The sequence below is a fragment of the Opitutia bacterium genome, assembly GCA_016217545.1.
GTDB lineage: Bacteria > Verrucomicrobiota > Verrucomicrobiia > Opitutales > Opitutaceae > Didemnitutus.
The window spans coordinates 1-20,244 of record JACRHT010000009.1 but is presented as its reverse complement, the minus strand read 5'-3'; the positions used below and the strand labels follow the sequence as shown (position 1 = coordinate 20,244).

The 20,244-nt window shown below is 65.8% G+C and carries 18 protein-coding genes; 7 read left to right on the top strand and 11 right to left on the bottom strand.

Annotated features, from left to right (window positions below; genetic code table 11):
- Nucleotides 1-2: 2 nt before the first annotated feature.
- Complete coding sequence (locus HZA32_05400) at nucleotides 3-518, top strand: thermonuclease family protein (GenBank protein ID MBI5423501.1); 516 nt, start codon at nucleotides 3-5, stop codon at nucleotides 516-518.
- A gap of 156 nt (nucleotides 519-674) precedes the next feature.
- Here HZA32_05400 and HZA32_05395 read toward each other — a convergent pair whose 3' ends face one another.
- The 3 genes from HZA32_05395 to argH all read right to left on the bottom strand — a co-directional run bounded on the left by HZA32_05395 (nucleotide 675) and on the right by argH (nucleotide 6,633).
- The gene (locus tag HZA32_05395; GenBank protein MBI5423500.1) at nucleotides 675-3,170 is read right to left on the bottom strand and encodes a glycogen/starch/alpha-glucan phosphorylase; all 2,496 of its coding nucleotides are present in this window, start codon (nucleotides 3,168-3,170) and stop codon (nucleotides 675-677) included.
- A gap of 215 nt (nucleotides 3,171-3,385) precedes the next feature.
- A complete protein-coding gene (mutL, locus tag HZA32_05390; protein ID MBI5423499.1) occupies nucleotides 3,386-5,209 on the bottom strand; it encodes a DNA mismatch repair endonuclease MutL in 1,824 nt (607 codons plus the stop codon).
- A 23-nt stretch (nucleotides 5,210-5,232) separates the two neighbouring features.
- Nucleotides 5,233-6,633, bottom strand: a complete 1,401-nt coding sequence (gene argH, locus HZA32_05385; protein MBI5423498.1) for an argininosuccinate lyase — start codon at nucleotides 6,631-6,633, stop codon at nucleotides 5,233-5,235.
- A 110-nt stretch (nucleotides 6,634-6,743) separates the two neighbouring features.
- Between argH and HZA32_05380 the strand changes: the two genes are divergently transcribed.
- Nucleotides 6,744-7,178 carry a hypothetical protein gene (locus tag HZA32_05380; GenBank protein MBI5423497.1) on the top strand — a complete coding sequence of 145 codons (435 nt, stop codon included), beginning with the start codon at nucleotides 6,744-6,746 and terminating at the stop codon, nucleotides 7,176-7,178.
- A gap of 194 nt (nucleotides 7,179-7,372) precedes the next feature.
- Here the strand turns inward: HZA32_05380 and HZA32_05375 are convergent, their stop codons facing one another.
- The 4 genes from HZA32_05375 to HZA32_05360 form a co-directional block, all read right to left on the bottom strand.
- Entirely contained in the window at nucleotides 7,373-7,786 is a 414-nt protein-coding gene (locus tag HZA32_05375) for an OsmC family protein (protein ID MBI5423496.1), read from the bottom strand.
- A 181-nt stretch (nucleotides 7,787-7,967) separates the two neighbouring features.
- Nucleotides 7,968-8,816 carry a PIG-L family deacetylase gene (locus HZA32_05370; GenBank protein MBI5423495.1) on the bottom strand — a complete coding sequence of 283 codons (849 nt, stop codon included), beginning with the start codon at nucleotides 8,814-8,816 and terminating at the stop codon, nucleotides 7,968-7,970.
- Nucleotides 8,813-9,589: a YmdB family metallophosphoesterase gene (locus HZA32_05365; protein MBI5423494.1), complete on the bottom strand. Its 777-nt coding sequence runs from the start codon at nucleotides 9,587-9,589 to the stop codon at nucleotides 8,813-8,815. Before HZA32_05365 ends, HZA32_05370 begins: the two co-directional genes overlap by 4 nt.
- Nucleotides 9,590-9,694: 105 nt before the next feature.
- Complete coding sequence (locus HZA32_05360; GenBank protein ID MBI5423493.1) at nucleotides 9,695-10,873, bottom strand: PD40 domain-containing protein; 1,179 nt, start codon at nucleotides 10,871-10,873, stop codon at nucleotides 9,695-9,697.
- A 118-nt stretch (nucleotides 10,874-10,991) separates the two neighbouring features.
- Here HZA32_05360 and HZA32_05355 point away from each other — a divergent pair, with 118 nt between their 5' ends.
- Together HZA32_05355 and HZA32_05350 are read left to right on the top strand one after the other, a co-directional pair.
- Complete coding sequence (locus HZA32_05355; protein MBI5423492.1) at nucleotides 10,992-12,053, top strand: Mrp/NBP35 family ATP-binding protein; 1,062 nt, start codon at nucleotides 10,992-10,994, stop codon at nucleotides 12,051-12,053.
- A gap of 116 nt (nucleotides 12,054-12,169) precedes the next feature.
- Complete coding sequence (locus HZA32_05350) at nucleotides 12,170-12,439, top strand: hypothetical protein (protein ID MBI5423491.1); 270 nt, start codon at nucleotides 12,170-12,172, stop codon at nucleotides 12,437-12,439.
- Nucleotides 12,440-12,518: 79 nt separating this feature from the next.
- On the opposite strand, the gene rpmG is transcribed toward HZA32_05350, so the two are convergent.
- From rpmG to HZA32_05335, 3 genes are all read right to left on the bottom strand, one after another.
- Nucleotides 12,519-12,683, bottom strand: a complete 165-nt coding sequence (rpmG, locus tag HZA32_05345; protein MBI5423490.1) for a 50S ribosomal protein L33 — start codon at nucleotides 12,681-12,683, stop codon at nucleotides 12,519-12,521.
- Nucleotides 12,684-12,816: 133 nt separating this feature from the next.
- Nucleotides 12,817-14,169: a PTS sugar transporter subunit IIA gene (locus tag HZA32_05340; protein ID MBI5423489.1), complete on the bottom strand. Its 1,353-nt coding sequence runs from the start codon at nucleotides 14,167-14,169 to the stop codon at nucleotides 12,817-12,819.
- Nucleotides 14,170-14,287: 118 nt separating this feature from the next.
- On the bottom strand, nucleotides 14,288-14,662 hold the full coding sequence (locus HZA32_05335) for an NADH-quinone oxidoreductase subunit A (GenBank protein ID MBI5423488.1): 375 nt from the start codon (nucleotides 14,660-14,662) through the stop codon (nucleotides 14,288-14,290).
- 163 nt (nucleotides 14,663-14,825) lie between these two features.
- Between HZA32_05335 and HZA32_05330 the strand changes: the two genes are divergently transcribed.
- Nucleotides 14,826-15,281, top strand: a complete 456-nt coding sequence (locus HZA32_05330) for a hypothetical protein (protein ID MBI5423487.1) — start codon at nucleotides 14,826-14,828, stop codon at nucleotides 15,279-15,281.
- Nucleotides 15,282-15,297: 16 nt separating this feature from the next.
- Here the strand turns inward: HZA32_05330 and HZA32_05325 are convergent, their stop codons facing one another.
- Complete coding sequence (locus tag HZA32_05325) at nucleotides 15,298-16,398, bottom strand: DUF362 domain-containing protein (protein ID MBI5423486.1); 1,101 nt, start codon at nucleotides 16,396-16,398, stop codon at nucleotides 15,298-15,300.
- A gap of 230 nt (nucleotides 16,399-16,628) precedes the next feature.
- On the opposite strand from HZA32_05325, the gene dnaG reads away from it, so the two are divergent.
- Nucleotides 16,629-18,521 (top strand): DNA primase, encoded by a 1,893-nt coding sequence (gene dnaG / locus HZA32_05320; protein MBI5423485.1) that lies wholly within the window; start codon nucleotides 16,629-16,631, stop codon nucleotides 18,519-18,521.
- A 65-nt stretch (nucleotides 18,522-18,586) separates the two neighbouring features.
- Nucleotides 18,587-20,244, top strand: a 1,658-nt coding sequence (locus tag HZA32_05315) for a sigma-70 family RNA polymerase sigma factor (GenBank protein ID MBI5423484.1), incomplete at its 3' end; no start/stop codon positions are given.

The following is a 20,244-nucleotide window of genomic DNA, read 5'->3' as shown; positions in this document are numbered from 1 at the left end:
CCGTGAAAGCCCCTTCGCGCCTGCTGTTTGTCGTCCTTTGCTTCGCGCTCGCGCTGGCACCGCCGGTCGAGGCGCGCACGCGGCGGGCGCCGACGAGCCTCCGGGACTTCACCGCGCGGGTCGTGAAGGTGAAGGACGGCGACTCGCTCGAAGTGCAGAAGGGCCCCGACGTCTACGAAGTGCGCCTCGCGCGGCTCGACGCGCCGGAGTTGCACCAGGAGCGCGGCGAGCAGGCCAAGCAGTTCACCGAAAGCAAAATTCTCGGCGCGGAGGTGCGCATCACGGCCAAGACACTCGACAGCTACGGCCGTCTCGTCGGCGACGTGAAGTATCGCAACGGCCGCTCGCTGAACGAGGACATCGTCGCCGCCGGTTGGGGCTGGTGGTATAAACGACTCTACCCGAACGACAGCGTGATGGAGATGCTCGAACGTCGCGCGCGGGAGCAGAAGTTCGGCGTGTGGCAGGACAAGACACCGACGCCGCCGTGGCAGTGGCGCGAGAAGAATCGGAAGTGAAGAGGTAGCCCGGCCTCTCCGAGGACGGGAGTCGGAGCGCGCGCAGACACTAGCGCTCGCCGCTAAACGCGCAACCCGCGCCCGGAGGTCGCAGGCTACCTTGCACGAGAAACACGCACCGCGAGTGAGGGCGGTTGAGGGCAACCGCCCCTACCCTCACGCGACCGTGACCGGTTTCAGATTCCAAATCTTCTCGGCGTAATCGCCGATGGAGCGGTCGCTGGAGAACTTGCCGACGCGCGCGGTGTTGAGGATGGCCATGCGCGCCCAGCGACGCTTGTCGCGGTAGGCGGCATCGACCTTCGCCTGGCAGTCGCTGTAGGCGCGGAAGTCGGCGAGCACCATGTAGGGATCGCCGCCCTCAAGCAGGCTGTTGCGCACCGTGGCGGGCAGATTCGGGGTCTCGCCGGGCACGAAGTAGTCGGAGCCGAGCCAGTCGAGCACGGCACGGAGTTCCTCGTCGGCGTTGTAGTAGTCCCACGGGTTGTAGCCCTTCGCGCGGAGCGCCTGCACTTCCTCGACGGTCATGCCGAAGATGAAGATGTTGTCGGCGCCGACTTCCTCGCCGATCTCGACGTTGGCGCCGTCGAGCGTGCCGATGGTGAGCGCGCCGTTGAGCGCGAGCTTCATGTTGCCGGTGCCCGAAGCTTCCTTGCCGGCGGTGGAGATTTGCTCCGAGAGATCGGCGGCCGGGATGATGCGCGAGGCGAGCGAGACGCGGTAATTCGGGAGGAAGACGACCTTCAGCTTGCCATTGACGCGCGGATCGTGGTTCACGCGGGCGGCGAGCGCGTTGATCGACTTGATGATGGCCTTGGCGAGGTCGTAGCCGGGCGCGGCCTTGGCGGCGAAGACGAACACGCGCGGCGTGATGTCGAGGTCGGGGTTCTGCACCAGGCGGCGGTAGAGCGCGAGGATGTGGAGCAGGTTCAGGTGCTGGCGCTTGTATTCGTGGAGGCGCTTGATCTGGACGTCGAAGAGCGCGTCAGGCGAGACGTCGACACCGCAGTCGCGTTTGATGATGGCGGCGAGGTCGACCTTGTTCTGGCGCTTGATGGCCATGAACTCGTCCTGGAACTTCGGGTCGTCAGCCCATTTCTCGAGTTTCTTGAGCTGGTCGAGGTCGCGCGGCCAACCGTCTCCGATCTTCGAGGAGATGAGCGCGGAGAGGCGCGGGTTGCAGGCGCGGAGCCAGCGGCGCGGCGTGATGCCGTTGGTGACGTTGATGAACTTGCCCGGATAGAGCGCGTCGAACTCCGGGAACAGCTGCGCGCGGAGGAGGCGCGTGTGGAGCTCAGCGACACCGTTGACGGCGAACGAGCCGACGACCGAGAGATTCGCCATGCGCACGTAGCGCGAGCCGCCTTCCTCAATGAGCGAGACGACGCGTTTCTTCTCGTTGTCGCCGGGCCATTTCGTTTCGCAGAGCGTCATCAGGTGCGAGTTGATCTCGTAGACGATGAGCAGGTGGCGCGGCAGCACGCGCTGGAAGAGCGGCACGCTCCAGCGCTCGAGCGCCTCGGGCAGCAGCGTGTGGTTCGTGTAGGCGAAAACCTTTGTCACGATGCCCCACGCGCGGTCGAACGCCATGCCCTCCTCGTCGATGAGGATGCGCATGAGCTCGACCACGGCGAGGGCCGGGTGCGTGTCGTTGAGCTGCACCGCGACCTTGTCGGAGAAATTGTCCCAGCCGTTGCTCGGGTTCGAGAAGTGGCGGCGGACGATGTCGCGCAGCGAGCACGTCACGAAGAAATACTGCTGCACGAGGCGCAGCTCCTTGCCGTTCTCGGTCTTGTCGTTCGGGTAAAGGACCTTCGAGATCGTCTCGCCGTAGGCCTTCTCGCGCACGGCCTCGATGTAGCCGCCCTCGTTGAAGGTCCGGAGATCGAAATCCTCCGTGGCCTTCGAGGCCCAGAGGCGGAGGATGTTCACGGTCTTCGTGCCGTAGCCGACGACGGGGATGTCGAACGGGAAACCGAGGATCGTCTTCGTGTCGACCCAGCGCCACTTGAAGTTGCCGCGATCGTCGAAGATCTGCTCGCAACGGCCGAAGAGGCGCACGGGTTGCGTGAACTCCGGCCGCACGAGCTCCCACGGCGCGCCGTAGATGAGCCAGTTGTCCGGATGCTCGACCTGGTGGCCGTTGACGAATTCCTGGCGAAACAGGCCGAACTCGTAGTGGATGCCGTAGCCGACCGCCGGCAGGTCCATCGTCGACATCGAGTCGAGATAGCACGCGGCGAGACGGCCGAGGCCGCCGTTGCCGAGGCCCATGTCCTCTTCCTGGGCGCGGATGACCTCGAAGTCCTGACCCACATCGGAGAGCGCCTCGACAGTCGCGTCGAGCAGGCCGAGATTGATGAGGTTGTTCAGCATCAGGCGGCCGATGAGGTATTCGAGCGAGAGATAGTAGACGCGCCGGACGTTGCCGACGCGGTGCGCCTTGTAGGTGTCGAGGCCGCGCTCGATCATGCGGTCGCGGATCGCGGTCGCCGTGGCGATCCACCAATCGCGGCGCGTGGCCGATTCGACGTCGCGGCCCATCTTGTATTTGAGGTAATGCAGGATGGAGCGCTGCAAATTCGCCGCCTCCGGGCTGAGGGATTTTCGGACGGACTTGGACTTCGATTTGGCGGTGGAAGGCGCGGACATGGCGGGCGCATCCAACAGCCGAAGCGGCAGCCGGCGCAAGGCGCGATTCCTGCTCCCCGTGTGTCAGACCGGATTTTTCCGCGAAGCCTAAGAAAATTCCGGGCCGGGGGGGCGGGGCCATGACCTAGAATGGGGCACGGAAACCGTCTCAGGCGCAGCGCAGGCTTCCCGCCTGCCTCATGGGTTGATCGGAGCAGGCTGGAAGCCTGCGTTACTCAACGCTGAAAACGTCGCGCCAGTTCGCCGCGACTCAGCTCGAAGTGCGTCGGCCGGCCGCCCGGGCTCGTGTGCGGCTGCACACAGGCGAAAAGCTGCGCCACGAGTGCCAGCGCGTCCGCCTCCACGATCGTCTCGGGCAGGCGCACGGCCTTCTGCGCGGCGAGGCGGGCGAACTCGTCGTCGGCCAGCCGGGCGTTGCGCTCGTCGATCCGCCCCTCGCGCATCAGTGCAAGCACGTCGCGCAGGAAACGCTCCGCGCCCTCCGGCTCGAGCCACGTCGGCACCGACTCGATGCGGAAAAAATTACGGCCAAACTCCGCGACCTCGAGGCCGTGGCGCGTGAGCCACTTCAACTTGTCGATGAGCATCGCACTGGCCACCGGATCGAGCTCCACCGGCACCGCGAAAAGCAGGCGCTGGCTCTCGACGCGACCATCGGCGAATTGCGCCTGCAACCGCTCGAACCAGACGCGCTCGTGCGCCGCGCGGCGATCGACGACCACGACGCCCGCCGGCGACTCGAACAGCGCGAAATCGCCGTGCGCCGTGCCGAGGAAACGCCAGCCAATGAGACGCGATGGCAGCGCGCGGTGAGCCGCGCTGGGCGCGGACGGTGGAATGCCCGACGTCACCGCCGACGGCAGCGGAGCAAGGTGGCCCGCGGCCTCCGGTCGCTCTTGCTCGGAGCGCGCCGCCGGCGCAACGACCGGCGGCGTCACGGGCGATGGCGGCGTCGGCGCGAATGTGCTCACACGCTGCCACTCGGCGAGGCGCTCGGCGGTGCGCGCCGCGGTTTCCGGGCTCGTGGTCTCCACGACGGGCGTTCCCATTCCGAATTCGCGCAGCCGCTGCAGCACGGTGCGAATGACGAAGCCCCTCACCTCGCCCTCGCTGCGGAAACGCACCTCGCGCTTCGCGGGATGAACGTTCACGTCAACGACCGCGGGATTCATCTCGAGGAACAGCACCGCGACCGGATAGCGGCCCTTCGGCAGCGAGGTCGTGTAGGACTCGATCAATGCGTAGTTGAGCGTGCGGCTATCGACGGGCCGGTGATTCACGAACGTGATCATCTCGTGCCGCGCGGCGCGGGAGACGCCGGGTTTGCCGATGAGGCCGGTGAGTCGCAGGCCGTTGTCGGTCGCGTCGACCGCGAGCGAATCGGTCGTGAACTGCCGGCCGAAAATCTCCGCCACGCGCTCCTCGAGCGTCGTGCAAGCCGGCGACTGGAACAACACGCGCCCGTCCTCGATCAGCGTGAACGCCGTCTGCGGGCACGAGAGCGCGTAGAGCCGCACGGTCTGGATGATATGCGCGGACTCGGTGGCGTCGCTCTTGAGGAACTTCCGCCGCGCCGGCACCGAATTGAAAAGGTGTGTGACCGTGATGCGCGTGCCGGGCGCGACGCCGCACTCGCGCACGTGCACGAGCTTGCCGCCATTCACGAGCACCTCTGTGCCGGCAGCCGCATCCGCCGGACGCGTTTGCAGTTCGAACTTCGACACGCTCGCGATCGACGGCAGCGCTTCGCCGCGGAAGCCGAACGAGTGCAGCGTGTCGAGGTCCGCCGTCTCGACGATCTTGCTCGTCGCGTGGCGCTCGAGGCAGAGCAGCGCGTCGTCTTTCGACATGCCGCAGCCGTTGTCCTCGATGCGCATGTAGCTGCGTCCGCCGTGGCGAAACTCGACCTCGATGCGCGTGGCGCCGGCGTCGAGGGAGTTCTCGACGACTTCCTTGATCACCGCCGCCGGCCGCTCGATGACCTCGCCCGCCGCGATCTGGTTGGCGACGCGATCGGAGAGGACGCGAATGCGAGGCATGAACGGAACGGCGACGCGCGGCGTCAGCCGAGCAGTTTTTTCCAGCGCGTGATCTGGCGCTTCACCTGCGCGGGCCCGGGCATGCCGGTGCCGGTGCGGCGCGCCATCGCCTTCGCGAGGACGAACGAGTCGGACCAATCCGGACCGAACTTCGGATGCACGGAGGCGACCTCGTCGTTGGTGAGGCGGTCGAGCGGCACGCCTTTTTTCTCGGCGAGCTTCACGACCGCGCCAACCGCGTGATGCGCCTCGCGGAAGGCCACGCCGGCGCGCACGAGGTAGTCGGCCAGATCAGTCGCAAGCAACGCAGGGTCGGCAACCGCGGTGGCGCAGCGCTCTTGGTTGAAAGTCATCCCGGCGAAGGTGCCCGCGAGCACCTCGAGGCAGATCACGGTCTGGTCGTGGCTGTCGAAGACCGGCGGTTTGTCCTCCTGCAAGTCGCGATTGTAGGTGAGCGGCAGGCCCTTCGTGAGCGTGAGCAGCGTGTGGAGGTTGCCTTGGAGACGCGCCGACTTGCCGCGGATGAGTTCCATCGAGTCGGGATTCTTCTTCTGCGGCATCAGGCTCGAGCCAGTGCAGAAGGCGTCGGGCAAATCGACGAACTTGAACTCGGCGCTCATCCACAAAATCAGGTCCTCGGCCATGCGCGAGAGATGCACGCCGACGAGCGCGCACGCGGAGGCGAACTCGATGTAGAGGTCGCGATCGCTGACGGCGTCCATGCTGTTCTGCGTGACGCGCGGGCGGCCCGCATCGTCGATGAAGCCGAGTTGCTTTGCGGTAAACTCGCGGTCGATCGGGAGCGTGGTGCCGGCGATGGCACCGGAGCCGAGCGGGCACCAGTTGGCATGGTCCTGCACGACGACGAAACGCTCCGCGTCGCGCTGGAGCATTTCGAGGTAAGCGAGGAGATGGTGCGCGACGAACACCGGCTGCGCGCGCTGCAGGTGCGTGTAGCCGGGAATGAGCACGTCGGGATTCGCCTCGGCGACGGCGAGGATGGCGCGCTGCGCGGCGTCGATGCGCTGGATGATGTCCGTGCAGGCCGCCTTGAAGTAGAGGCGCATGTCGGTCGCGACCTGATCGTTGCGGCTGCGCGCGGTGTGGAGCTTGGCGGCGGCGGGCTCGCGCTTGGTGAGCGCTTGCTCGATGTTCATGTGCACGTCCTCGAGCTGCGTGCTCCACGTGAACTTGCCGGCGTGGATCTCGGCGAGGATCGCGTCGAGGCCGGCGTGGATGGCGTCGCGCTCCTTGGCGGTGATGATGCCGACGTGCGCGAGCATGGCGCTGTGGCCCTTGCTGCCCTGGATGTCGAACGGCGCGAGGCGCGAGTCGAAGGAGACCGACTCGCTGAACTTGAGCATCAGCTCGGCGGGACCCGCCGAGAACCGTCCGCCCCACGTGGCTTGGGCTTTCTTTGCCATAGGAGAGCGAAGCAACGTCCCGCCGCCGGGCGTGGCAACGAGATTTTGGGTCGCGTCGAGCGCGGACACTTGGAGTTTGCCGGAGCGAATCGGCGGGGCATCTTGCTGGCATGCGTTTCGCCGCGGTGCTCCTCGCCTGCCTGTTCGCCACGCTCCCCGCGCGCGCGGCGGAGGCGGCGTTCAAGCGCGCCACGGTGCCGGCGATGAAGACGTCGATCTACGTCGGCAGCGTGACGCTCACGACGGGCACGTTCGAACGCAGCGGCGACCGGTGGAGCACGACTTACAACGCAAAGGTTTTCCCGTGGTTTCCGTGGAGCGAGCACGGCGAGATCACGATCACCGTGACGGACGCCGACCTCGCGCGACTCGCGAAAGGCGAGACGGTGGAGTTCACGGGCGACGCGCAGAACCACAAGAAGAAGCCCCGCAAAGTCACCGGCCGCGCGCAGCCCGCGAACGACCACGCCGGCAAGATCAAGGTCCGCATCCATGTCGACGACGTGGAGCTGATCTTCAACGGCAGCTACGAGCTAAGCCGCTAACGTGTCGCCCCGGTCGGCGGGGCGCCGGAGCCAGCCGTCGGGTAACCTAATAGGTTACCGGGCCACATGCGTTCTCCTCTGAACAGTCTTTGGGCGAGTGCGAGGCGAGTAACCTATTAGGTTACCGGAAGCGGCATCGCCGGCGGAGAATGCAAGGCGGCGCGCGCCGGGCTTCGACGCCGCGCGAGCGCTCGTCACTCGGGCCAGTGGAAGACGACGGGCGTGTCGACTTCGGGCGCGAGGCTCTTCTTCACCGGGCACGCGAGCGCGGCGCGTTCGAGGATGCCTTCAGGGTCCTTCATCTTCGGGAAAGGCATCCAAACTTGCGTCGCGATGCGCACGATGCGGCGCGGGGCGTCGGTCGACATTTCCTTGGTGACTTCCCACTTCACTCCGGGGATGTCGAGGCCGAGGCGATTTTTCGCGGCGATGGCCATGGTCGTGACCATGCACGAACCGAGCGAGGCGCAGAACAGGTCCGTGGGCGAAAACGCCGCGCCGCGACCGTGGTTGTCCTTCGGCGCGTCGGTGTCGATCATCTGGCCGGACGGGCCGTGCGTGAGCTGGCAATTCAGCCCGCCGATGTAGGTGCCGGTGCTTTTGACCATGGCCGGAGAGAACCACGAAAGACACGAAAGACACGAAAAAAGCCCGTCACGCGGCTCCCTTGGAGGGCCGAGCGCCGGCGAGGCGGTTAAGCATCACTCGCGATGCCATCGCCCTCGCCCGAGCTCGGCCCTCCAACTTGAAGACAAGAGGGAAACCCGCTCCCGGAGGCCGCGGGCGAACTCAGGCGAACTTCTTGAGGCGCGCGGCGACGTCGGCGCGCAGGCGATCGATGTAGCCGAGCGTGAACGCCTCGACGCTGAGCTGCGGATCGCGCACGAGCGGCGTGAGATCCATCGCCCACGTGAGCGCGTTGGCTTTGTCGGTCGCGTGCGAGGTGAAGAAGGTCGCGTTGGCCAGGCGGCGGCCGGCGATGGCGAGGTCGTAGCGCTTGCCGCCGGCGACCTGCGACTCGAACGCGCCAATGAGCTGCGCGGCGACGTCGGGCAGCGCGGAGTCGTCGAGGACGGTCTTGTCGGCGTCGAGGAGCCAATCGAGATTGCGCCAGACTTCGCAGCCGAGGACCTGCTGCGGGCGTCTCTCGGCGGGTAACGCGCGCAGCGCGGCGAGGCAGCGGAGGAAAACGGCGATGTGCGTGTCGTGCTTGTCGGCGGGATTGTGCAGGTAGACGACGCGCGGCGACATGGTCGCGAGCAGCGCGGCGATGTCGTCCACCACGACGGAGGTTTTCGCGTCCTTCACGACGCCGCTCGGGTGCGCGAGCTGGATTTGCGCGGCGTAACGGCCGAGATCGGCGGCGCGGCGTTGTTCGTCGCGGCGCACGAGCTTCATCCCGTCGTCGGTCATCGTCGCGAAGCGGCCTGCGCGCGGGCAGCCGCCGCCATCGGTGACGACGACGCCGGTGAAACCCGCATCGGCGCGCCCGTAGCACGCGGCGATGGCGCTGTGCGCCATGATCTCGATGTCATCCTGGTGCGCGGCGAGGCACAGGTGCGTCGTGCGCGCGAGCGCGGCGGCGACGGGAGCGCCGTCCGGGATGTAGGTGTCCGCGGCGGGTTGATGAAACTTCATGCGGGAAGGGTGAGCCACTCGATCTTCTCGGCGCGGCCGGCGGCGTTGAACTCGACGATCGTGCCGGAGAGGCGCACGTCGCCGCTCGCGACGTCGAAGCGCCGCGGCATGCCGTCGCGGAAGCGCGCAATGACGGCGGCGGTGTCGCGGCCGAGCACGGAGTCGTGCGGACCGGTCATGCCGACATCGCACTGGAACGCGGTCTGGTTTTTCAGCAGCGAGCAGTCCGACGTCGCGACGTGGGTGTGCGTGCCGAGCACGGCGGTCGCGCGACCATCGAGAAACCAGCCCATCGCCTGCTTTTCGGACGTGGCTTCGGCGTGGATTTCGACCAGCGCACCGTCGCACTTGCCGGCATTTTCCGTGAGCAACTTCTCCGCGGTGTCGAACGGGCAATCGACTTTCGGGCCCATGAAATTCCGGCCGAGCACGGTGAAGACGAGCAGGCGAAAGCCGTTTTTCTCGAGGACGAGATGCGTGCGTCCGGGGCACGCGGCGGGCAGGTTCGCGGGACGGCAGACGCGATCGAAGCCGGCGATCTCGCTCTCCCACCCTTTCTGGTCCCAGACGTGATCGCCGAGCGTGAGCGCGTCGCAACCGGCTTCGAGCAGGCCCTTCGCGAGCGGGCCGTTGATGCCGGCGCCGGCGGCGCAGTTCTCCGCGTTGGCGATGACGAAATCGAGTCCCCGCTCGGCGCGCAGCTTGGGCACGAGCGCGGCGACGACGTCGCGTCCCGGGCGGCCAACGATGTCGCCGATGAAGAGGAATCTCACAGGCGTGACTGGGGGCGAGCGGCCAAACGGCGCGCTCGGAGCGCGCGCCCTGCCCGCGCTGCCGCGCGATTCGCTTGCGGAGGGACGCCTCGGCCTCTCATGGAATCACGGCGCGAGGTAGGCGGCGCCCCAGGCGTTGCCGGCGGCGCTCGGGCTGAGGCGCGTGGCTTTGCCGGTTTCGGTGTCGAGGAGGAACAGCGCGCGATTCGTCGCAGTGCGGAACGTGCACACGACGTGGCGGCCGTCGGCGCACCAGACGGGCTCGACGGCGTCGTAGGGCGCCTTGGAGACCTGCTTCGCGGTGCGCGCGGCGTAGTCGAACAAGGCGATCTGGTAGCCTTTGCCGATGCCGGCGGTGAAAACGATCTTGTTCGGGTCGGCGCGGCTCCAATCGGGCTCGGCGCAATAACGCGAGATATTGGTCGCGAGGCGCGTCATCTGGCCGCCGGCGGCGCTCATCACGAAAAGCTGCGGGCCGCCCGCGGCGTCCGAGGTGAACACGAGGCGACCGCCGTCGGGCGACCACGCGGGTGAGGCTTCGACGGATTGGTTGTTGGTGAGGCGCTTGATCTGGCGACCCTGCGCGTTGCCGACGTAGATCTCGGGATTGCCTTCGCCGGAGAGCACCATGGCGAGGCGATCGCCGTTGGGCGAGAAGCGGCCGCCGCTGTTCGTGCCCTTGAAACTGACGAGCGTGTCGAGCGAACGAGTGCGGAGATTCAGCAGGTAGATGTCAGGAAATCCGGTGCGATAGCTCGTGAAGATGATGCGGCTGCCGTCGGGCGACCAACGCGGTCCGATGATGTTCTTGCCTTGCACGGGATGGCTCAGGACGTCGCCGAAGAAGAGGTCGCTCGTCATGATCGTTTGCTGGCCACCGCGGTCGGTGACGAAGGCGAGTTTGCCCGCGAAGATGCCGGGCAGGCCCGTGGTCTTGGTGACGGCGGCATCGGCGGCCTTGAGGAGGGCGTTGCGCGTGCTGGAGCCCGCGACGGTCTGCGTGAAGATCGCGCTGCCGCGCTGCGAGACGGTGACGGTGACCTGATTGGCGCCGGCGCTGTCGAAGCGGATCGCGAAGGCGCCGCCGCTCTGCACGAGGCGGAACTTGCCGTGGGAATTGAAGGCCTGCAGCGCGAGGTTCTGCAGCTCGGCGGTGTTGGAGCTGATCGAGACGGCGAAGGCGGAGGTGTCGGCCGCGACGTCGATCGAACCAATGTTGATCGGCTGCGCGAAGACCGGGGCGGCGAGCGCGAGACCGAGGAGGAGAGCGAAAGTTTTCTGCATGAGAAGGGGACAGGCTTTAATGGTGAGCGAGCGGACGGGTTTTGATTTTACTCCCGACCCTTTAGGAACAACTTCAACTCCCTCTGTTTTCCAAGCCATTTCATCGTCACCATTTCCCGTGAACTCCGACTCGATCAAGGAAGCGCTCAAGCAAGTGAAATATCCCGGCTTCAGCCGCGACATCGTGTCGTTCGGACTGGTGCGCGGGGCGGCGTTCGACGCCGGCACGGCCAAGGTCTCGGTCGCGATCACGACCTCGGACCCGAAGGTGCCGACGATGCTGAAGCAGGAGATCGAAAAGTGCCTCAAGGCGCAGCCGGGCGTGACGGACGTGATCGTCGAGCTCGCGGTCTCCGCCGCGAAGGCGCCGCCGAAGCCCGGCCAGGCCAACCTTGGCGGCGGCGCGGCGCCGACTGGCATCAAGCGCTCGGTGGCGATCGCCTCGGGCAAGGGCGGCGTGGGCAAGTCGACGTTCGCGGTGAACCTCGCGTGCGCGCTCGCGCAAGTTTTGACGGAGCGCGGACGCGAAGGCCGCGTGGGCTTGATGGATTGCGACATCTACGGCCCGAGCGTGCCGCTGATGATGGGCATCGAGGGCCGGCCGGAGATCGACGGCGAGTCGCTGGTGCCACTCGAGCGCCACGGCGTGAAGGTGATGTCGATGGGTTTCCTCGTGGACGACAACACGCCGGTCGTCTGGCGCGGGCCGATGGTGATGAAGACCATCCAGCAATTCGTGCAAAACGTGAAATGGGGCGAGCTCGACGTGCTGCTCGTCGACCTGCCGCCCGGCACGGGCGACGCGCAACTCTCGCTCGTGCAGACGCTGCCGCTGGACGGCGCGGTGCTCGTCACGACGCCGCAAACGGCGGCGACGAACGTGGCGCGCAAGGGCGGCCTGATGTTTCAGAAGGTGAACGTCCCGCTGCTCGGCGTGGCGGAAAACATGAGCTGGTTCGAAGACGCGAACGGTCAGCGTCAGGCGTTGTTCGGCGAAGGCGGCGGAGCGGAGACGGCTGAATCGCTCGGAACAGTGCTCCTGGGCCAAGTCCCGCTCTATCCCGAGATCCGCGCCGGTGGCGACTGCGGCCTGCCGGTGGTGGTTAATCAGCCGGACAGTAAACCGGCCCGCGTCTTCCGCTCGATCGCGGAAACAATGCTCGCGAAATTGAAGGTCTAGCCGGTTGACACGCGCTGGCCCCGAAATCTACGTTACCCGCCAATGAAGGTCCTCTCGCAACCAGTCGTTCGCTGCGCCCTGCAGCCGATTTGCCGCCGGTGACCTGCGCGACTGCCATGACGCCCACCCCGATCAGTGCCAGCAAAGGCAGCAAGGAGTTCGTCAAGCAGTCGAGCCTCTACCAGGAGTTCCTCGCCGAGCGGGAGGAGATCCTGAAACACAAGTGGCTCGAGTCGGAGCGGCTCGGCTACGACATCGGTTTCGAGCGCGCGCTGCTGGATTGGATCCGCAAGCACCGCGACGCGTGGCGCGCGAACCGCCGCGCGCAGCTCGCCGCGCAAGGCTCGGGCAATCCCGTGCCCGCCCCGGTCGCGGCGAAGAAGTAAGCAGACAAGCAAAAGGCCGGTCGCGAGACCGGCCTTTGAAATTTGCGGGCACCTCGATGAGCGGGTGCGGGCGGAAGACTTACTTGATCTCCTTGTGGAGCGTGTGGCGCTTGAGGTGCGGGTTATACTTCTTCTTCTCGATGCGCTCGGTCACGGTCTTCTTGTTGCGCTTGGTGAGGTAGCGCGAGACGGGTTTGCCCTCTTTGCGGGCCTCAGTGCACTCCAGGATGACGGTTTCTTGCATGACTTAAATAGGTTGGAAGGGACGAGAGCAAAGCCCCGGCCCGGCAGCGTGCAACAGAAAACTTCTTCCGTCGCAGAGTGCTTCGGTGGAGAGGCCAAGACTGCCGGGTCAGCGGCACCCTACCCTCACCCGCTCAGGCGGTTACCTTCTTCTCCGTCAACGGCATCATCACGCCGCGACGGAAGAGCGTCACCTGGCCGGTGCTCGACGAAACCACGATGGAAATGCAATCCGCCGCGACCGAGATCGCCGCGGCAGCCGCGTGGCGGGAGCCGAGGCCGCTGGGCAGCGAGTGGTTGAAATCGGCGGCTTGGAGCAGCGAACCGGCGGTTTCGACGACGCCGTCGCCGCGAATGATGAACGCGCCGTCGACCGACGAGAACTCCTTGATCGTCTCGTCCATGAACGGATTCAGGATGTTCCGGTCCTCCTCGCGGTAGCCATAGAACGGATTCAGCACGAGCGGCTTCGAAGCCTTCTCGACCTTCGCGCTGTCGCCGACAACGAACAGGCAACCCACCGGGCGGCCTTCGCGGCCCTCAACGGCGAGCTCCATGGCCACACCGATCACGCGCTCGAGCACTTCGGGCTTCACGTCCTCCGGCAAGAGGTCTGCGTGGCCGGAGAGCAGCGTCTGAAACTCTTTTTCCACGTCCACGACGACGACCGTGTCGAACTGGTTCGAACCGGCCATGCCGCCGACGCAACACAGGCGGTCCGAAAACGTGATCGTGCCGCGCGTCAGGCCGACGAGCACGGCGCTGCGCAGTTGCGCGAGCCGCTGGTTCGAGAACGAGCGAACCTGGATCGTCTCGTTGTAGCGCGCGGGATGATCCTCGCCGTCGACGAGATTGCGCGTGACGAGGTAGGTCTTCAGCGAACTCGCCCACTTCGGCGTCTCGAAGCTGCCGGTGAACGTGTCGCCGAAAATCATGAGCGCCTTGCAGCCGGTGCTGCGGGCGATCTTCTCCGCCTCCTTGAGCACGATGTGGCTGACGCGATTGGACGAGGTCTGGACGCGTTTTTCCGAGATGCCGCCGAAGCCGGCGAAGAGACGCTCGTAGACCGTGTCGAGGTCGGGCGCGTTGACGAGGCTATCGACGAAATCCTGTTCCTTCAGCAACCGCGCGAGCGAGGCGAGCACCTGCAGGTAATCGCGCGCGCGCTCGTCGGCGATGAGCATGATCACGAGCCGCACCGGCTCGCTCTCGATGGCGCCGTCGTAGCGGATGCCATAATGACTGCGGCCGATCGCGATGACGTAACGGCGGCCCATCTTCGCGCGCACGTGCGGCAGCGCGACGCCGAGACCGAGGTAGGTCGTCATCGTGTTCTCGCGGCGCAGCAGGCCTTTCAGCAGCGCGCCCTTGTCGAGATCCGGAAAGCGGTCGACCGTGAGGTTGAGTAACTCCTCCAGCGCACCCTCCATGTCGGCGCTGGCGAGGTCGACGACGCGACTGCGAGTGATGTATTTGTCTAGCCGCATGAGCTGCTACAGTTGAGAGCGGAGAGTTGAGGGTGGAGAGTCGAGAGGCGACCAGCGGAACGATTGAGGCTGAGTGACTCTCAAGTCTCAGCACTCAGCTCTCAACTCTGGACTTGCCTCACTTCTCCCACTCAAGCGCGCCCTTGCGCACTTCGTAGAAAAGGCCGAGCACGAGCACGCCGAGGAAGAACAGCATCGGCGCGAGAATCGCGATGTGGTTGGCGAGAAAATCGCGATAGACGAACGACCACGGAATGAGGAACACCACCTCGATGTCGAAAAGGATGAAGAGCATCGCGGTGACGTAGAACTTCACCGAGAAACGCGTGTGCGTGCTGCCCTCGGAGCGGATGCCGCACTCGTAGGCCGAGTCCTTGATGGCGTTTTTCTTGAAGCGCTGGCCGAAGAGATGGCTGGCGGCCACGACGCCGCCGGTGATGACGGCGGCGAGCGTCACTTGGACGAGAATCGGCAGGTAGGCGGCGGAAGACATCGGCGCGTTAGCGTTGCCGGACGCGCGTCAGGTTCAAGGGGAAAGTCCCGGCCGGACACAGTTCGCGCGCGACCGTAGCGGCGCTGCGGCGGGCCATTAATTGTTTTGAACCGCCGCGCGCCGCGCCTGTCATTGCGGGAGCGGGCCGCTCCTCTCCCACCCCATGAAAATCGCCCTGACCGCCGTCGCCTTGCTCGCGACCTGCGCCTCCGCGGAAGCGCGCTACACACCCGATCCGACCAAGGAACATCAGGTCCTCGATCCGATCTTGGCGCCCGATCTGCGCCTCCGCCTGCCGAATGGGCGGCTCCGGCCGGACCTCTCGTCCGGCGCCGCGGAACTCGGGCCGATCACGATCGAAGCACCGTCGTCGCGGGCGCCGCGGCGCCCCAGCCCGCGTCCGTGGATTCTGCCCGATCCGAAACCGATCACGCCCCAGGGCGATGGCGAGTTTCCCGCGATGCACATCGCGCCGAAAAAGGACGTCCTGCGCCTCGCCCCCATGCCGATCGCAAAAGGAGTTTTCGTGCCACCGCGAATGCCGATGGTAACGCCGGACCCCGCGGTCGACTACAAGTTGCTCGTCCGCGAAGTGCCCGCGGAAATCACCACGAAGTAGCGGCGCCCGCCGCGGCTTATTGGACGAGCGGGCGGATGATTTCGCCGTCGATCTTGCGATGGCCGACACCCAACTGGACGGCGAAGTCGAGCATGCGCGTCTGATCCTCGTCGATCGGCGGGAAGCCTGTGCGTTTGCGCGCGGCGTTCATCTTGTCGAGCATGAGCGAGTCGAGCAGCACCGGGTCGGCGCTGGCCCAGAGCTTCGGCTCCGAGAGCGTGTATAGGGAGTTGAAATACGGGCCGCCGATGAACTGGTAGAGCTGCAGGCTCACGAGCGTGAGCGCCCAGCCCTCGCGCAACTCGGGGATCGCCGCCATCTCGGCCACGGCCGCGGGCGCGGTCGCGGGGCTCTTGAAGAAGCGGAACGTATTCGAGGCGTTCCACAGCGTGGCGTTCACCAGCGCGCCGTTCACGCCGAGCACGGGATGGTCGGTGTAGACCGGCAGGTTGATCCAGAAATCCGCATCGAGGAACAGCGGCGTGGCGAGGAAGCTCTTGCGATCCTCCTCCAGCGTCGACGAGTTCTTGCCGCCCGCGGCCTGCTCCACCGCGCGCTCGTTCGTCACCGGATCGAAGCGCGCCGGAAGCGGGCTGTCGTAGAACCAAGCCGGATCGTAGAACTTGCCGGACTCGAGCACGAATACCTGATGGCCCGGGAACGGCGACACGCCGGTCGCGAACGACGGCAGGAAACCGGTCAGGCGCAGGCGCAGCGGGTTGAGGCCGACGAGGAAGATGTTTTCGCGCTGGTAGCCGCGCTTCTCGAGCGACTCGATCACGGCGCGCACGAGCGGGAAAGGCGTCGCGAGGCCCGGACCGGAGTCAGCGTAGATCTTCAGGCCGACCTTGTTCTTCTTGCCCGGGCGAATCGGATGCCCGTTCGTCTGTTCGACCTTCTGCAGCACCTGTTCGACCGCGTAGCGGTAGGCGGCCTCACTGAAGTCCGGCAACTTCGCTTCCCACACCGGCACCTCCGGCGCGCCGGCGGGCTTGACCGGCGCGGGAGCAGAGGTCGGCGCGGCCGCGGGCTCGGATTTTTGGGCGCGCGCGAGGACGCCGACGAGAGCGAGGGAGAGCGAGAGCAGCCGGAGGCCGCGAGCGGAGAGCAAGGTCATGAAGTAAGTGTGAGACGGTGGGTGGCACCGCCCCGTTGCAAGGGCGGCGCACGTTGACAGACCGCCCCGGCGCGGAAAAGTTTAATCTCTGTCGCAATCCGCGCGTGGCACCCGAGTCTCCGGCGGGACGAATGTGGCGAATCGCGGGACCGCCCTCGCCTCTCCTTCGTCAACCCGGGCGCAGAATTTCCTCGGCGCGCCTCGCCGTGCGGGTCTAGTGCTGTCTCCGCGTGCCCGTCATCAAAGCCAGCAGCCTGCGCGACCTGAAGCTCCGCGTGAACATCCACGACGTCGTGGCGCGCACGGTGGCGTTGCGGAAGGCGGGCGGGAATCGCTTCAAGGGACTTTGCCCGTTCCACTCGGAAAAGACGCCGTCGTTCCACGTCACGACCGACAAGGGCTTCTACAAGTGCTTCGGCTGCGGCAAGGCGGGCGACATCCTCTCGTTCGTCATGGAGACCGAGGGCCTGCAATTCACCGAGGCTGCCGAGACGCTCGCGAAACGCTTCGGCGTCGAACTCGAATACGAGGCCGGCAGCGGCGGCCCGACGCGCGAGGAGCGCTCGCTGCGCCAGGAAATCTTCGACCTGCACGACGTCGCGGCGGATTTCTACCACCAGGCCTTTCTCGCGCAGAACGCGCACGGCGCCTGGACTCGCGACTACTGGACGAAGAGCCGGAAATTCGCGCCCGAGCTCGCCGACGAGTTCAAGATCGGCTTCGCGCCAGTCGAGGATCGCGGGCTGGCGGAGGCGTTGATCAAGCGCCGTTTCTCCGACGAGTCGCTGCGGCAATGCGGCCTCTTCTTCGTGCGCGACGGCATGCCCGTGACGTCGGCGACGATGCGGCCGCGTTTCCGCGGGCGCTTGATGATTCCGATCCGCGATCATCAAGGTCGCGTCGTCGCGTTCACCGCACGCCAGCTCGAACTCACGCCGAAGGACGACGCCTCGCACGAGGCGAAATACGTCAACTCGCCCGAGACGCCGATCTTCACGAAGAGCAATTTGCTCTTCAACCTCGACCGCGCGCGCACCGCCGTCGGCGACGGACATCCGTTCGTGATGGTCGAGGGCCAGCTCGACGCGCTGCGCTGCTGGAGCGTCGGTTTGAAGACCGCCGTCGCACCGCAAGGCACGTCGATCACCGACGGCCAGCTGCTGCTGATGCGTCGCTACCACTCTCAGGTGGAGTGTTTCTTCGACAGCGACGCCGCGGGACAGAAGGCCGCGCTGCGCTTCCTGCCGCTCGCATTGAAGGCCGGACTCGAGGCGCGCTTCCTCATGCTCGCCGGCGCGTCGAAGCTCGACCCCGATCTGCTGTTTCTCGAGCGCGGCCTCGCCGCCTACGACGAGGTGCGGAAAAATTCGCTCGGTGCCATGGAGTTCGCCGTGCGCTCTTTGTTGCCAAACGTCGGCGCGGCCGGCGCCGAGCAAAAGGCGCGCGTCGCGCAGGAACTTTTCGCGATCATCGCGCAGGCCGAGAGCGAGGTCGCCCGCGCGGGCTTCGTCTCCGAAGTCGCGCAACTCCTGCGCCTGCCGACGGCGGCGCTCGAGCGCGACTTGCGTGCGTTCGTCGCCCGCCAAGCCAGCCAAGCCCGCTACGCCGCGCCCGCCGCGCAAAACCGCGATGGCAACGGCGCCTCCGACGCGCCCGCAAACACCTCGCCCATCTCCGACTCCAAGCCCACCGAGGAGCACTTGCTCTACCTTTGCCTGCACCACGAGCCGCTCCTGCTCGGCCTCTCGCAGCAGTTGCCGCACGATTGGATCGACACCGAGACCCTCGCTGGCCGTCTGCTCGATCGCGTCCTCGCCGAAGCCCAGCACAACGGCTGGGCCGGACGCGAAGCGCTCGACCAACTCCTTGAAACAGAGGAGGAAAAGTCACTTGCCGCCACGCTGATGTTCGAGGGCCCGGGTGACGAGGACCTCGTGAAATTCGCCAACGAAGGCCTGCGCGCGCTCCACCGGCGTTTCCTCGAGCCGCGGCTGAGGCAAATAGAACTTGAAATAGCCTCTCAGGGCACAAATGGTGACGCGCACTTATTTTCACTCTTGAAGCAACGCGCTGATATCATTCGACAGCTCCAAAATCCGCCGAAGCTCATTCTCGCTTCCTGACGCTGTCCCCCGCGCCCAACTGCTTCACTGTCACGTCGTTTAGACCAAGCCCTTTCCTTTCGCCCATGTCGCGCAAAACCAAGCACGAACCCGCCGCCAAGCCTTCCACCAAAGCCAAAGAAGCGTCCGCCAAGCCGACCGCACACGGCCACGAGCCCAAGCACGCGCACGCTCCCGCGAAGGCCGCGCCGGAAAAGCATCCGGCGGAGAAGCACGCGGAAAAACACGCCGAGAAGCCGCACGCCGAGCCCGCAAAGCCGGCCAGCGCGCAACTCGCCGAAGTCGCCGACGCCGCGAAGGAGTTCAAGGAGAAGGCGCTCGAAAATCTCTCCGGCGATCTCAACGACAAGATCCGCTACCTGATCCGACTCTCGAAGGAGCAGGGCTACCTCACCTACGCCGACATCAACGAGGCGCTGCCCGAGTCCGTCGACAATCCCGAGGACATCGAGAACGTCATCTCCGTCCTCCAAAACCTCGAGATCGACATCCTCGATCCGCAGGAAGTCGAAGGCTACAAGGCGCGCCAGGAAGAGGCCGAAGAGGAAGAGTCCCGCACGTCGAACAACGACATCCTCGACGACCCGGTCCGCATGTATCTCAAGCAGATGGGCCAGGTCCCGCTGCTGACGCGCGAGCAGGAAGTCGAGATTTCCAAGCGCATCGAGACCGCGGAGATGAACGCGCAAGCCGCGCTCTTCGCCATCGGCCCCGTCGGCAAATACCTCGCCGATCTCGGTGAGAAACTCCTCCAGCGCGCCGAGCGCTTCGACCGCCTCGTCATCGACAAGAAGATCGAGAGCCGCGACGCCTACTTCAAGGGCCTCGAAAAACTCGTCCAGTCCACGCGCGAGAACGACGCCGCCGCCACCGAAGCCTGGGCCGACGCCCAGAAATCCCGCGACGAGAAGGCCCGCAAGAACGCGATGATCCGCTTCAAGAAGCGCGACAACGTGCTCAAGCAGAACTACGTCAAATTCTACTTCAAGCTGAAGGTCTTCGAGGACTTCCTCATCGAGTTCGCGCCGAAGATCGAGGAGATCGAGAAGTCCAACAACGACCTCGCGCGCGCCAAACACCCGAAGTCGAAGAAGGACGCCTCGATCGACGTGAAGGCCGTCAACGCCCGCCTCCGCGAACTCGAGCAGGAACTCCGAATCACGCCCACGGCGCTGATGGAAACGCTCAAGACCGGTCGCAAGCACATCCGCGAAGCGCACCAAGCCAAGACCGAGATGGTGGAGGCCAACCTTCGCCTCGTGATCTCCATCGCGAAGAAATACACGAACCGCGGCCTCTCCTTCCTCGACCTGATTCAGGAGGGCAACATGGGCCTCATGAAGGCGGTCGAGAAATTCGAATACCGCCGCGGCTACAAGTTCTCCACCTACGCCACGTGGTGGATCCGCCAGGCCATCACCCGCTCCATCGCCGACCAAGCCCGCACCATCCGCATCCCGGTCCACATGATCGAGACGCTGAACAAGGTGATGCAGGTCCAGAAGCAGCTCCTTCAGGAATTCGGCCACGAGCCGACGCCCGAGGAAGTCGCCGAGGAGATGAACCTGCCCGTCGAGCGCGTGCAGCAGATCATGAAGATGGCGCAACAGCCCATCTCGCTCCAGTCGCCCGTCGGCGACGGCGACGACACGAGCTTCGGCGACTTCATCGAAGACAAGTCCGCGGAGAATCCCTACGACATGACCGCCTTCTCGCTCCTGCG

Excerpts from the sequence above, each read along its gene's own strand:
- HZA32_05395 (MBI5423500.1), bottom strand. The coding sequence starts at position 3,170 with ATGTCCGCGCCTTCCACCGCCAAATCGAAGTCCAAGTCCGTCCGAAAA.
- mutL (MBI5423499.1), bottom strand. The coding sequence starts at position 5,209 with ATGCCTCGCATTCGCGTCCTCTCCGATCGCGTCGCCAACCAGATCGCG.
- argH (MBI5423498.1), bottom strand. The coding sequence starts at position 6,633 with ATGGCAAAGAAAGCCCAAGCCACGTGGGGCGGACGGTTCTCGGCGGGT.
- HZA32_05380 (MBI5423497.1), top strand. The coding sequence starts at position 6,744 with ATGCGTTTCGCCGCGGTGCTCCTCGCCTGCCTGTTCGCCACGCTCCCC.
- HZA32_05375 (MBI5423496.1), bottom strand. The coding sequence starts at position 7,786 with ATGGTCAAAAGCACCGGCACCTACATCGGCGGGCTGAATTGCCAGCTC.
- HZA32_05370 (MBI5423495.1), bottom strand. The coding sequence starts at position 8,816 with ATGAAGTTTCATCAACCCGCCGCGGACACCTACATCCCGGACGGCGCT.
- HZA32_05360 (MBI5423493.1), bottom strand. The coding sequence starts at position 10,873 with ATGCAGAAAACTTTCGCTCTCCTCCTCGGTCTCGCGCTCGCCGCCCCG.
- HZA32_05350 (MBI5423491.1), top strand. The coding sequence starts at position 12,170 with ATGACGCCCACCCCGATCAGTGCCAGCAAAGGCAGCAAGGAGTTCGTC.
- rpmG (MBI5423490.1), bottom strand. The coding sequence starts at position 12,683 with ATGCAAGAAACCGTCATCCTGGAGTGCACTGAGGCCCGCAAAGAGGGC.
- HZA32_05340 (MBI5423489.1), bottom strand. The coding sequence starts at position 14,169 with ATGCGGCTAGACAAATACATCACTCGCAGTCGCGTCGTCGACCTCGCC.
- HZA32_05335 (MBI5423488.1), bottom strand. The coding sequence starts at position 14,662 with ATGTCTTCCGCCGCCTACCTGCCGATTCTCGTCCAAGTGACGCTCGCC.
- HZA32_05330 (MBI5423487.1), top strand. The coding sequence starts at position 14,826 with ATGAAAATCGCCCTGACCGCCGTCGCCTTGCTCGCGACCTGCGCCTCC.
- HZA32_05325 (MBI5423486.1), bottom strand. The coding sequence starts at position 16,398 with ATGACCTTGCTCTCCGCTCGCGGCCTCCGGCTGCTCTCGCTCTCCCTC.